The organism is Serratia sp. root2 (assembly GCF_031931805.1).
Lineage (GTDB): Bacteria > Pseudomonadota > Gammaproteobacteria > Enterobacterales > Enterobacteriaceae > Serratia > Serratia inhibens.
In genome coordinates this window covers 147008-159684 of sequence record NZ_JAUJXB010000007.1, presented here as the reverse complement: position 1 = coordinate 159684, position 12677 = coordinate 147008, and the positions used below count along the sequence as shown (strand labels likewise).

The window sequence follows — 12677 nt, the reverse complement described above, 5'->3', positions numbered from 1 at the left end:
GGGATCAGCCCTCGTGCAGCAGTGCGCTGCGAAACGACAGGATATGTGCCTCTGCGGCATTGGCCGCCGCGTCGCTGTCCTGGGCGGCCAGTGCGGCGATAATTGCCCGATGTTCCTCGATCACCTCCCGCATATGCCCTTCACGCGACAACGTGCTGGCCCAGAAACGCTGCGCTCTGGCGTGCAGTACGCTCAATATGTCCGCCAACATGTTATTGCCGGCGATCAGCGCCAGTTCCTGATGGAACGCGTGATCGAGCGTCATCATCCGTACCCGGTCGCGGCTCTGGCAGGCGGCTTCGATTTGTTGGTTGAGCGCGGTCAGCGCAGCGATCTGTGGCTCGGTAATCCTTTTGCTCGCCAGCCGCATACACAGCATTTCATTGGCGAGCCGCACTTCGATCAGCTCCAGCGCGTCATCCATCGACAACGGCGATACCATCACCCCTTTGCGCGGGATCACCTGCAGCAACCCTTCATTGGCCAAACGGTGAATCGCCTGATTGATCGGCGTTCTGCCCATCTCCAGTTCGCTCATGACCTGTGCGGTATTGAGGTATTCGCCTGGTTTATAGCTCAACGTTACCAGCGCCTGCTTGAAGCGCCGATAGGCCAGTTCATTCAGTGACAGCCCGGCTTCCTCTGCCGTCGGGAGTGCCTGGCTCTCTGCGTCAACGGTCATCACGTTCTGCTCCTGCAAAAGAAAGTTTTTAGACATAGTACACAAAAACATGGCACGGAAATCGCTTATTTGGTTACTAAAGATATAGTGAAATTTCACAGTATTTTAACCAAAGAGGTACAACGCCATGAGATTGACCTTCACTTTACCCGAATCCTGCGGCGCGGAGGCGCTGGATGCCGAGATTGATCATCTGGTGATCGCCGGCTGGACCGGCCGCGATCGCGAGGCGATTTTGCACCATATTCGGGAGTTGGCCGAACTGGGCGTGCCCCAACCCAGTGCAATTCCGCTGTTTTACCGGGTGGCGGCTAACCAGCTAAGCCAGAGCGAACGCATCGAAGTGATCGGCAATGCCACCTCCGGGGAAGCGGAACCGCTGATCTTTGCCTATCGCGGCGAGCTGTTCGTTTCGTTGGCGTCCGACCACACCGATCGTCAACTGGAAGCGCACAGTGTAGCGCTATCCAAACAGATCTGCGTTAAGCCGGTTGCGCGCACTGCCTGGCCGCTGCGAGAGGTGATTGCACATTGGGATTCGCTGATCCTGCGTTCGTGGATCAAGGAAGACGGGGAATTCCGGCTTTACCAGCAGGGGAGCCTTGCCAGCCTGCGCACCCCGGGTGACCTGCTGGAGCGCTATCTGGGCGGCCAGCAGTTGCCGGAAGGTGGGTTGACGGTGCCACAGCCGCACGATGGGCTGGCCATGACCTGCGGTACGGTGGCTGCGATTGGCGGCATCCGGCCGGCGACCGAATTCCGCATGGAACTGGTGGACGAGGTCCTGGGGCGCTCCATCACGCATGGCTATCACAGCATCGAACTGCCGGTGGTGGCGTAATGAAAAAACTGACGTTAGGGCAGGCCGCCGCCGGGCTGGCCTGCGGTGAATTGAGCAGTGTGCAGCTGACCGCCACCGCGCTGGCGCACATTGCCGATGAGCAGGGAGAGGGAGTGCGCGCCTTTACCCGCGTTTATGCGCAGTGGGCGCAACGGCAGGCACTGGCTGCCGATCGGCGGCGTGCGGAGGGGAAGCCTTTGTCAGCGCTGGATGGCGTGCCGGTGTCGGTCAAAGACCTGTTCGACGTGGCCGGTGAAGCCACAGCTGCCGGCTCACGAGTATTGGCCGCAGCACCAGCCGCCGCAAAACATGCCGCCGTGGTGGAACGCTTGTTGCAGGCGGGGGCGGTGGTCATCGGCAAAACCAACATGACCGAGTTCGCCTATTCCGGGCTTGGGATCAACCCTCACTACGGCACACCCGCCAACCCTTGGGATCGCGCGGCACGTCGAATTCCCGGCGGTTCGTCCTCCGGGGCTGCGGTCGCGGTGGCCGACGGCATGTGTTTGGGAGCGATTGGCAGTGACACCGGCGGATCGGTGCGGATCCCGGCGGCCTTCTGCGGCCTGACCGGTTTCAAGCCTACCGCCCGTCGCATCAGCGATGGCGGCCTGCTGCCGCTGTCACCGTCGCTGGATTCGATCGGCGTGATTGCTCACGACGTTGCCGGGTGCATCGCGCTGGATATGGCGATAGCCGAACGGCCTTTGCAACCGCAGTTAAAAAGCTTGAATCAGGCGCGTTTTGCGGTGCCGCAAACCCTGGTGCTGGACGGCCTGGATGAAGAGGTCGCTGCGGCGTTTCACCTCAGCCTGCAGCGGCTGGCGCAGGCCGGTGCGCAGATTGAACAGATTCCCTGCGCTGAATTCGCCGAACTGGCGGCAATCAACGCCGCCGGCGGTTTTACCGCGCTGGAGTCCTGGCGCTGGCACCAAGCGTTGATCGCCGAACATGCCGAAGAATATGACCCACGGGTGCTGTCGCGCATTCGCCGCGGTCAGCCGCTGGGGGAGGGGGATTTGCGGCAGTTGCAGCAGTTGCGGGCCGATTGGCAACGGCGGGTTGCCGCCGCCGCGCAAGCGTTTGACGCGCTGCTGATGCCTACCGTCCCGCTGGTCGCGCCGACCATTGCCGAGCTTGAAGCGGATGAAGCCGCCTATTTCCGTATCAATGGCGCCGCGCTGCGCAATCCTTCGGTGATCAACTTCCTCGACGGCTGCGCGCTGTCGTTACCTTGCCAGCGGCCTGGCGGCGCGCCGGTTGGCCTGATGCTGGCCGGGTTGCCGATGCATGACGAGGCGTTGCTGGGCTGGGCGCTGGCGATCGAACGCTGTCTCGCCGGTGCGTGATGTTCCGGTGGGGCGTGGCCCCGCCATACTTTGAGCTAACAGGAGAGTACCCATGACCGGTTCCCCGAACGGAATGCTGTTTGTCGCAACAGATGTCGCCGCGCAGGACGAGGCGGATTTCAATCAGTGGTATGACCGTGAGCATGTGGAAGAGCGGGTACGCGTTCCCGGTTTTTTGTCGGGCACGCGTTATCAGGCGTTGCAGGGCGGGCGTAAATACCTTGGGTTGTACAAAACCGAATCCTTGGCCAGTTTTACTTCCGCAGCCTACCGCGCGGCCTTTACCCAACAAACCCCCTGGTCGGTGGCAAGTCTCGATAAAATGCGTGATCCGATGCGTCGGGTGTGCGCGGTGGAGGCGGTAACCGGTCAGGGCTGCGGCAGTCATTTGGCCATCATCACCCTTGAACCGGCGGAGCCTGAGAGACTGAAAAACGCTATTACGCATCTGGGGAGCATGCTGGCGGAGCAACCCGGTTTTGTCCGCAGCAGCCTGCTTGCGCCCGACGTAGAACTCAGTTCGCCGTTGCCAAAAGAGTCGCGGGAAAACCGTCGCCTGCTGCCGATGTTGCTGATTGAAAGCAGCAGCGTCGCCGCCGGTCAGCGGCTAAATGAACTGGCCTGTCGCCAGTTAAAAACATCGTCTGAGGCGACCCAGCACTATGTCCTTGGCTGGCAACTGACCAAGCAGGAGCTGACATCATGAGCACATCAACCACTGAAACACCGATCGCGGATTCGACTGCCGCCGCTTCTGTTGCCCATCCGCCAAAAACCGGCAGGTTGGCGGCTGCCAGTTCGATTGGCACCGCATTGGAATGGTATGACTTCACCGTTTACAACATCATGGCGGCGCTGATTTTCAACCACGTATTTTTCCCGTCGTTCGATCCGCTGGTGGGCACCATTCTGGCGTTTTCCACCTATGCGGTCGGCTATATCTCGCGGCCGATCGGCGGCATCGTTTTTGGCCATCTCGGCGACGTATTGGGCCGGCGGTTTGTGCTGGTCACCACGCTGGTGATTATGGGGGTCACCACCGCACTGATGGGGCTGCTACCTGGCTACGCCACTTGGGGCATCTGGAGCCCACTGCTGCTGGTGACGCTGCGCTTTATTCAGGGCATCGCGCTGGGGGGCGAATGGGCGGGCGCGGTACTGCTGTCGATGGAGCACGGTAAACCGCATCAGCGGGGGCGTAATGCTTCGTTTGCTCAGGTTGGCCCTTCCTGCGGCACGCTGATCGGCACCGGTTTGATCACGCTGGTGACGGTGGCGATGTCGGCGGATGATTTCCAGCAGTGGGGCTGGCGGATCCCTTTCCTGCTCAGTCTGGTGCTGGTGGTATTTGGCTTGTGGTTGCGCAGCGGTGTGGGGGAAACGCCGGCATTCCTGAAACTGGAGGCGTCGAAGGATGTGACTCACGCCCCGATCCGCGAAGTATTTACTCAACACAGGCGTCCGTTGCTGATCGCCGGCGGCTCGCGCATCGGTTCCGACGTGCTGTATGCGCTGGTGGTGGTATTTACTCTGACCTACGTCACTACGGTGCTGAATCTGCCGCGTCCGCTGGCGCTGACCGCCACCATGCTGGGGGCGATTGGCAATGCCATTACCGTGCCGATGTTCGGTGCGCTGTCCGATCGCTTTGGCCGTCGGCCGGTGTATATCGGCGGGGCGCTGGCAGCGATGGTTTGGGCGTTCGTATTCTTTGTGTTGCTGGACAGCAGCCAGCCGGTACTGATCTGTCTGGCGGTGGTGATAGGTTTGCTGATCCATGCGGCGATGTACGGTCCGCAGGCGGCATTCATCACCGAACAGTTCCCGACCCGGGTACGTTATGCCGGGTCGTCGCTGGCCTACACGCTGGCCGGCATTCTCGGCGGCGGCTTTGCGCCGCTGATTATCGCTACGCTGTTCAAGTCCTACGATAGCACGCTGGCGATCTCGACCTATGTTGTGGCGGCGTTACTTATCACGCTGTGGGCGGTGATTGCCGCGAAGGAGACGGCGCACAAACCCTTGTGAAAGGAAGGCCGGGTGAGACGTTCACCCGGCTTGCTGCGACAGCGGGATTACTTCAGCCAGCCTTTGCGCTGTGCGTCCTGCAGGTGTTGCAGCAGGTGTTTCCACAGCTCCGGGTGGACTTCAGCGATCATCGCGTTGCGCGATAGCACCTGTTCTAGGCTGATGCCGTTCTCGACCCAGCTTTGGCCTTCGTTATGCAGGTTCATCAGCATCGGCATGGTGCGGTCCAGCACCAGCGCAAAACGCGCGTCGGCGCTTTCGCCATCTTCATACTCCTGCCATAAAGCGGTGAAATACTCGCGTTGTGTCGCCGGTAGCATGCCAAACAGCCTGCGTGCCGCCGCCACTTCCTGATCGTGGATTGCCGCGCGTGCCGCCAGATCGTAAACCAGTACGTCACCGGCATCGATTTCCACGATGTCATGCAGCAGCGCCATCTGGATCACCCGCTGGATATCCACGTCTTCACCGGCGTACTCGGCCAGGCTGAGAGCGGCAATGGCAAAGTGCCAACTGTGCTCGGCGGAGTTTTCCTGGCGTTGGGTGCCGAGAACCTTGGTGCGGCGTTGCACGCTTTTCAACTTGTCGATTTCCATCAGGAACTGGACGACCTGGGTCATGGAGCCGAAATCTAACGCGGGTACAGCGGATGACATGGTGTAAACCTCAAGGTAGATGGGTGAAGCCCGTCGATTGTAGACCAGCGGGCAGGGGATTTCGATGTTTGTGGCGTTACACGCGTTCACAGTTTTATTTTAGCGTACACGTGTACACTGGAATTGTTCTCAGCTAAGCTGGGTTGCGGTAATTTCGAACAATATTGGGCGTTTGAGGGTTTGTGATTTATGGGAAATACGGGCGTAGTGATGAAAGCCGAGGACGACAAAAATACCGCTACGGCGTATCCGTGGGCGGAAGAAATAGCCAATAGCATCAGCCACGGCATCGGGCTGGTTTTCGGCATTGTCGGGCTGGTGTTGCTGCTGGTACAGGCGGTGGATACCGGTGCGGATATGACGGCTATCGCCAGTTACACGCTTTATGGCGGCAGCATGATCCTGCTGTATCTTGCCTCCACCCTGTACCATGCCATTCCGCATCAGAAAGCCAAGCACTGGCTGAAAAAATTTGACCACTGTGCCATCTACCTCTTGATTGCCGGCACCTATACGCCGTTTCTGCTGGTCGGCCTGAACTCACCGCTGGCCAAAGGGTTGATGGCGGTTATCTGGGGGCTGGCGCTGCTGGGGGTATTGTTCAAACTGGCGTTCGCCCATCGCTTTGAGGCGTTGTCGTTGGTGACCTATCTGACTATGGGCTGGCTGTCATTGATCGTGATTTATCAACTGGCGACTCGCCTGGCGATCGGCGGCGTAACGCTGCTGGCGGTGGGCGGCGTGGTCTATACCCTGGGGGTGATTTTTTACGCTTCCAAACGGTTCCGCTTCGGCCATGCTATCTGGCATGGTTTCGTGCTCGGCGGCAGCCTGTGCCACTTTATGGCGATTTATCTGTACGTTTAAGTGTCGACCCCGCATGTGTTAATGCCATATTGAACAAGCGTTCCTTTTAGGTTAAAAAGGAGCGCTTGCTTCTTTCGGGTATCCAGCAAGCCCCTTCCCCATTCCTGAGCCCGCACTCTTGCACTTTCAGTCAGTGCACATATTACTTTTTCAGGAATCATCATCATGATCGTTCGGTTATCTAAAACGCTGCTGGTATGCGCTATGGCGCTGTTTGCTACCCTGGTTGCCTTTGGCAATATTACGGATTACGGCTCCAACCTCGCCTTTGTGCGCCATGTTTTTATGATGGACACTATTTTCCCCGATGCGACCATCGCTTACCGCTCGATACAAACTCCCTGGCTGCATCACGCAGGCTATATTGTCATTATTTTGCTGGAAAGCCTGACTGCGCTGCTGTGTTGGCTCGGTGGCCTGCGTTTGTTAAGGGGCTTGAAGTTGCCGTCGCAAGCGTTTAACGGCCGTAAAACGCTGGCGATAGCCGGCCTGACACTCGGGTTCCTGACGTGGCAAGTTGGATTTATGTCGATCGGCGGAGAGTGGTTCGGTATGTGGATGTCGAAACAGTGGAATGGCGTGCCTGATGCCTTTCGTTTCTTTGTAACCCTTCTTTTAGTCCTGATCTATCTGGTTCAGCGTGACGGAGAGTTGGACGAATAGCGGGAGTTGTAGGGCGCAACAAGTTGCGCCCAGGGATAATCCTTACACTTCCAGCGAATACGGCAAGGGTTTGATTGTCAACTGACTGGCGGCATCGTCACGTACCCGCAGCTTGCTGTCGGCATCCAAATCGTTATTCAACACCGCCTGCACCCAAAGCCGGCCATCAGCCAGCTTGCCGGCGGCCAGCACCGTACCGGTCCGGCGCCAGTTCTCGCCCAACTGCAGTTCGAGATCCTCGGCGGCCAGCGGCACCCGCCCGGCTTTGCCTTCCAGCCAGTACAGCGCACGCTTGTTGGCACCGCGGAACTTGGCACGAGCTACCATCTCCTGGCCGGTATAGCAGCCCTTACTGAAGCTGATGCCCTCCAACGCCTGCAGGTTGGTGGCCTGCGGAATCAACTGCCCGCTGTTGGCGGCGTCAATCACCGGGTAACCGGCTTCGATATCCAGCGTCAGCCATTGTTGGCTGTCGTTCAGCTCTGCCTGCTCGTTCAGTTTGCCCACTAATTGTTCGGCCACGGCGGCAGTGGTCACCAGCAGAAAACGCTCCGTCGGCAGGGAGAAATGCAGCAGGGTGGTTTCACCCTCTTGCACCACCTGATGCTCAGCATCCGGCAGGCTGTCGAATACGCCCGCCAACGCCGCACGCGCCTGGAAACCGGCTACGCCCAGCAGCACCGCTTCGCTATCTACGGCAATGGTGAGTTTGGAAAACACCGCGTATTTCTTGATTTCCGCCAGTTGGCTGTCCAGTACGCTGCGGCGTTCCAGATAGGCAAAGCCTTCACCGCGGTGGAACAGACGCAGATTGCTCCACATTTTGCCTTTGGCGTCGCAGTGGCCGCACAGCACGTGACGATCGTCCGCCAGCGCTTCGATGTCGGCGGTCACCTGGCCCTGGAGGTATTTCACCGTGTCCGGGCCGCTCAGCGTCACCAGCGCCCAATCTTCCAGAGAGATCAGGGTCAGGGGCAAATGGGAGGAGGCGGAAGGCTGACGGGGTGGAAATGGAATTTTATACGCCATAGTAAGATCCTGCTTAACGTTTAGCTTACCTGAAGGTGTGTTGGCCCCATGGTAAAAGAGGCGGCGGGCTTTGCAAACTGTTATTCACGCTTGCATCCCCGGCAGCGCTTTTTTTGACATTTAGCGCTTTATTCCACTTTACGCAGAGAACGTCCTTCCCGGCGAGTATGTCAAATTGTTACTCTATGGGCTTACGGCCAAAGGTAACCCTTGCAGACAGATCTTTGGCCGATGGAATTATATCGCGCAGGCGTTGCCATACAGTGTGTCGGTTGAACCCTGCGATGGCTTTTGCCACGCCGAAAAGAGGTTAGTCATAACAACATGGATATTAACAATAGAGCACGTATTCACTGGGCCTGCCGCCGTGGTATGCGCGAACTGGACATCTCAATCATGCCGTTCTTCGAGTATGAGTACGACCAGTTGAATGACACAGACAAAGCCCTGTTTATCCGCCTGCTTGAGAACGACGATCCCGATCTGTTCAACTGGCTGATGAATCATGGCGCTCCGCAAGACAGTGAACTGCAGAGAATGGTGACACTGATCCAGACGCGAAATAAAGACCGTGGCCCAGTGGCGATGTAATGTCCGCATTTCCTGGCGCACCCAGTTACTCTCGCTGCTGACCCATGGCGTTTTGATCCTGCTGATCCTGATTGCGCCCTGGCCGGAAGGCTACGGCCCGATCTGGCTGGTGTTGCTGACGCTGGTGGTGTTTGAATGCATCCGCAGCCAAAAGCGCATTGCGTCACGGCAGGGCGAATTGCGCCTGCTGGCGAATAAGCGTTTGAGCTGGCACGGACAGGAATGGTTGCTGGTAAAGCAACCCTGGATGCCGCGTTACGGCATTCTTCTGACGCTGCAGCCGACGCAGGGAAAAAAGCGCCGCCGACTGTGGCTGGCCTCCGACAGCATGGGCAAAGCCGAATGGCGGCATCTGCGCCAGCTGTTGCAGTACCCGTCGGCCGATGACGACGAGGAACCCTGATGAAGCCGACGCTTTGGCTGGTGGAAGATGAGCCCAGCATTGCCGATACGCTGATTTATACCCTGGAGAGCGAAGGCTTCCAGGTACGCTGGTTCGAACGCGGCGAACCGGCATTGCAGGCGTTGGCGCAAGGAGCGCCCGCGCTGGTTATCCTCGATGTCGGCTTGCCGGACATCAACGGTTTTGAGCTGTGCCGCCGTTTATTGTCGCAGTCGGCGGATTTGCCCATTTTGTTTCTCACCGCCCGCAGCGACGAAGTCGATCGTTTGATAGGGCTGGAGATCGGCGCCGACGATTACGTCGCCAAACCTTTTTCTCCCCGCGAAGTCAGCGCCCGCGTGCGCACCATTCTGCGTCGCCTGCAAAAACAGCAGCGCCTGCAGCAGCCAGCGTTGTACACCTTTGGCCCTTTTGGCCTGGATGAACCTGCGGCGACCATTTATTACCATCAGCGGCCGCTGCCGCTGACCCGCTACGAATTTCTGCTGTTGAAAACGCTGCTGCTGGCGCCCGGCCGGGTGTTTTCACGCCAGCAACTGATGGACAGCGTTTGGGCGCAAGCGGAAGAGAGCCTGGATCGCACCGTCGACACCCACATCAAAACGCTGCGCGCCAAGCTGCGTGCGATCGATCCCGGTGAACCGCCTATTCACACCCATCGCGGTATGGGGTACAGCGTGAGCCGCCAATCATGAGAATCGGCCTGCGCCTGCTGCTGGGGTATTTCCTGATTGTGGCGGTGGCGGGCTATTTCGTGCTGAGCATTTTCGTACAGGAAGTGAAACCCGGCGTGCGGCGTGCGACCGAAGGCACACTGGTCGATACCGCCAATCTGCTGGCGCAAATAGCGCGTCTGGACATGCAGCGCGACGACGTGGCGCACGGGCAGCTCGCACAGGCATTCACTCAGCTGAATCAACGGCCGATTGGCGCCAATATTGCCGGTATCCGCAAGGATCGCAGCGAATATCACGTATATCTCACCGATGCGCGCGGTACGGTTATCTTTGACTCCGCCGGCCAGGCGGTCGGGCAGAACTACTCACGCTGGAATGACGTTTATCTGACGTTGCGCGGCCAATATGGCGCGCGCAGTACGCGCAGCAATCCGCAGGATGAAAACAGCTCGGTGATGTACGTCGCCGCGCCAGTGCGCGAACAAGGCAATGTTATCGGCGTGCTCAGCGTAGGTAAACCGAACAGCACCATGGCGCCAGTGATCAAGCGCAGCGAGCGGCGGATCCTGTGGGCGGGCGCGTTGCTGCTTGGCATCGCATTGCTGATCGGGCTGGGCTTTGTCTGGTGGATCAACCGCTCGATTGGCCGGCTGGTACGCTATGCCGACGGCGTCTCGCAGGGCGAAAGCGTGCCGTTGCCAACAATGGGCAGCCACGAGCTGACGCAATTGGCGCAAGCGCTGGAAAGCATGAGGATGAAGCTGGAAGGCAAAGCTTATATCGAACAGTACGTGCATACCCTGACCCACGAACTGAAAAGCCCGCTGGCGGCGATCCGCGGTGCGGCCGAGCTGCTGCAGGAAATGCCGCCACCGGCGACTGCCCGGCGATTTTTGACCAATATCGAACAGCAAAGCGCCCGTATTCAGCAATTGGTGGATAAGCTGTTGGTGCAGGCACGCCTCGAGAGCCGGCCCGGTCTGGAATTGGCACCGCTGGCTATGGCGCCGCTGGTGCGCCAAACGGTGGCGGGCAAAGAGGCTCAGGCAGCGCAGCGTGGCGTTGTGTTGCAGGTGGATGCGCTGGAGGCGATCACGCTGACCGTCGATGGGCTGCTGATTAGCCAGGCACTGACCAATCTGCTCGACAACGCGCTGGATTTCACCCCGTCGGGCGGGGCCGTCAGCGTGTGCGGCGAACGCCGGGAGAGTCATTACCTCATCACCGTCAGCGACAACGGTAGCGGTATCCCGCACTACGCGCAGGACAAAGTGTTTGAGCGCTTCTATTCGCTGGCGCGGGCCGATAAACCCAAAAGCAGCGGGCTGGGCCTGAATTTTGTGCAGGAAGTGGCGCGATTGCACCGGGGCAGCATTCAGTTGCACAACCGCCAGCCGCACGGCGTGGTCGCCGTTTTCACTTTATCGCTCTGACTTCACCGTCCCTTCACATAACCACATCCTGTTTTCACCTGCCGGTTTTATCGTGGTGCCATTACCTACAAGGAGCGCGCAGCGATGATGAAATCGGTACTGTTTTGGAAAATAACCACTCTGCTGGGATTGATGATTTTAATGATTATCCCGGTGACGCAGTTGATGAACGTGATTGAGGAGCGCAGTGGCTATCGCCAGAGCGTGGTTGGGCAGGTGAGCGAAAGCACCAGCCGGGCGCAGCGCATTTTGGGGCCGTTGATTGTCATCCCTTATATCGAGCGAGAAGAGAAGAAGGATGACAAGGGGCAACCGACAGTGCAGAGGGTGCGGCATTATCGTTATCTGCTGCCGGAGAGTTTACAGGTCAGCGGCAAGCCGAACGTAGAGGTGCGCAAGTTGGGCATTTATCAGACCCAGGTGTATCAGGGGCCGTTAAAGTTTCAGGTGAAGTTCGGTCAGCCGGATTTGGCTGATTTGCAGCGCAGCAACGTGACCCTTGAGCAGCCCTACTTGCTGGTCGCCCTCAGCGACTCACGTGGCATCAAGAGCATTTCGCCGCTTGCCAGCGCCCAGCCGCCAATCACCTTTGAACCGGGCACGCGAGTGGATGCACTGCCGCAGGGCATTCATGCGCCGCTACAGCTTGCCGCGTTGCAAAAAGAGGGGCTGGATGCCGCTTTTACCCTGACGTTGGCGGGCACCAGCAGCTTGTCATTGGTGCCGCTTGGTCGCAGCAGCGAATTGACGCTGCAAAGCAACTGGCCGCACCCTAATTTCCTCGGTAACTTCCTGCCGGATGAACGCAAGGTGACTGAAAAAGGCTTTAGCGCCCGCTGGCGCAGCACCTGGTTCGCCAATAACATCAACAGCGCGTTTCACTATGACGATGGGATCATTGACGAAGACAAACTGCCGGCCTTCAGCACCAGCCTGATTGAGCCCGTGGATCACTACCAACTGACCGAGCGTGCGGTGAAATATGCGGTGCTGTTTATCGGGTTGACGTTTATGGCGTTCTTCCTGTTCGAAACCCTGACCGGCTTGCGGGTACACCCGATTCAGTATCTGCTGGTCGGTGCCGCACTGGTGTTGTTCTACCTGATACTGCTGGCGTTCTCCGAACATTTCGGCTTTGCGACTGCGTACCTGTTGGCCAGCGTGGCCTGCAGTGGCCTGATCGCCTTTTATCTCAGCGCAGTGCTACGCGGTAAGCGGCGCGGGGCGGTGTTCGCCGGCAGCCTGCTGATGCTTTATGGCGTGTTGTACCTGTTGTTGCAGTCTGAAGATAATGCGCTGGTGCTGGGGGCAGGGCTGTTGTTCGCTATTCTGGCGGGGATAATGCTGTTGACGCGTAAGCTGGACTGGTATCAGGTGGCCGACCCGGCGCGGTTGAGCGGCGAAACGCCGACCGGTGACGGCGAAAACCGCTTCCGGTTGTGGAAATAAGCAGAGGCG

At 58.8% G+C, this 12677-nt stretch carries 14 protein-coding genes; 11 read left to right on the top strand and 3 right to left on the bottom strand.

Annotated features, from left to right (window positions below):
- Nucleotides 1-4 precede the first annotated feature (4 nt).
- Complete coding sequence (locus QZQ97_RS22565) at nt 5-682, bottom strand: GntR family transcriptional regulator (protein ID WP_311995281.1); 678 nt, start codon at nt 680-682, stop codon at nt 5-7.
- A 127-nt stretch (nt 683-809) separates the two neighbouring features.
- On the opposite strand from QZQ97_RS22565, the gene QZQ97_RS22560 reads away from it, so the two are divergent.
- The 4 genes from QZQ97_RS22560 to QZQ97_RS22545 are packed head-to-tail and all read left to right on the top strand — an operon-like array spanning nt 810 to nt 4900.
- Nucleotides 810-1523: a DUF2848 domain-containing protein gene (locus tag QZQ97_RS22560; RefSeq protein WP_311995251.1), complete on the top strand. Its 714-nt coding sequence runs from the start codon at nt 810-812 to the stop codon at nt 1521-1523.
- A complete protein-coding gene (locus QZQ97_RS22555) occupies nt 1523-2872 on the top strand; it encodes an amidase (RefSeq protein ID WP_311995250.1) in 1350 nt (449 codons plus the stop codon). Before QZQ97_RS22560 ends, QZQ97_RS22555 begins: the two co-directional genes overlap by 1 nt.
- Nucleotides 2873-2924: 52 nt before the next feature.
- A complete protein-coding gene (locus QZQ97_RS22550) occupies nt 2925-3578 on the top strand; it encodes a DUF4286 family protein (RefSeq protein WP_311995249.1) in 654 nt (217 codons plus the stop codon).
- Nucleotides 3575-4900, top strand: coding sequence for an MFS transporter (locus QZQ97_RS22545; RefSeq protein ID WP_311995248.1), 1326 nt, complete (start codon nt 3575-3577; stop codon nt 4898-4900). The genes QZQ97_RS22550 and QZQ97_RS22545 overlap by 4 nt, the downstream gene beginning before the upstream one ends.
- 47 nt (nt 4901-4947) lie before the next feature.
- Here the strand turns inward: QZQ97_RS22545 and QZQ97_RS22540 are convergent, their stop codons facing one another.
- Complete coding sequence (locus QZQ97_RS22540; RefSeq protein ID WP_311995247.1) at nt 4948-5556, bottom strand: HD domain-containing protein; 609 nt, start codon at nt 5554-5556, stop codon at nt 4948-4950.
- 189 nt (nt 5557-5745) lie between these two features.
- Here QZQ97_RS22540 and trhA point away from each other — a divergent pair, with 189 nt between their 5' ends.
- Both trhA and QZQ97_RS22530 read left to right on the top strand, forming a co-directional pair.
- Complete coding sequence (gene trhA / locus QZQ97_RS22535; protein ID WP_311995246.1) at nt 5746-6423, top strand: PAQR family membrane homeostasis protein TrhA; 678 nt, start codon at nt 5746-5748, stop codon at nt 6421-6423.
- A gap of 165 nt (nt 6424-6588) precedes the next feature.
- Entirely contained in the window at nt 6589-7086 is a 498-nt protein-coding gene (locus QZQ97_RS22530; protein WP_311995245.1) for a DUF2165 family protein, read from the top strand.
- Nucleotides 7087-7128: 42 nt separating this feature from the next.
- On the opposite strand, the gene ygfZ is transcribed toward QZQ97_RS22530, so the two are convergent.
- Nucleotides 7129-8115: a tRNA-modifying protein YgfZ gene (gene ygfZ, locus QZQ97_RS22525; RefSeq protein ID WP_311995244.1), complete on the bottom strand. Its 987-nt coding sequence runs from the start codon at nt 8113-8115 to the stop codon at nt 7129-7131.
- A 324-nt stretch (nt 8116-8439) separates the two neighbouring features.
- Here ygfZ and sdhE point away from each other — a divergent pair, with 324 nt between their 5' ends.
- The 5 genes from sdhE (at nt 8440) to creD (ending at nt 12668) form a co-directional block, all read left to right on the top strand.
- On the top strand, nt 8440-8706 hold the full coding sequence (gene sdhE / locus QZQ97_RS22520; protein WP_212557451.1) for an FAD assembly factor SdhE: 267 nt from the start codon (nt 8440-8442) through the stop codon (nt 8704-8706).
- Nucleotides 8687-9109 (top strand): protein YgfX, encoded by a 423-nt coding sequence (locus QZQ97_RS22515; protein ID WP_311995243.1) that lies wholly within the window; start codon nt 8687-8689, stop codon nt 9107-9109. Before sdhE ends, QZQ97_RS22515 begins: the two co-directional genes overlap by 20 nt.
- Nucleotides 9109-9804 (top strand): two-component system response regulator CreB, encoded by a 696-nt coding sequence (gene creB / locus QZQ97_RS22510; RefSeq protein WP_311995242.1) that lies wholly within the window; start codon nt 9109-9111, stop codon nt 9802-9804. The genes QZQ97_RS22515 and creB overlap by 1 nt, the downstream gene beginning before the upstream one ends.
- Nucleotides 9801-11219: a two-component system sensor histidine kinase CreC gene (gene creC / locus QZQ97_RS22505; RefSeq protein WP_311995241.1), complete on the top strand. Its 1419-nt coding sequence runs from the start codon at nt 9801-9803 to the stop codon at nt 11217-11219. The genes creB and creC overlap by 4 nt, the downstream gene beginning before the upstream one ends.
- A gap of 84 nt (nt 11220-11303) precedes the next feature.
- Entirely contained in the window at nt 11304-12668 is a 1365-nt protein-coding gene (gene creD, locus QZQ97_RS22500) for a cell envelope integrity protein CreD (RefSeq protein WP_311995240.1), read from the top strand.
- The last annotated feature ends 9 nt before the right edge of the window (nt 12669-12677 follow it).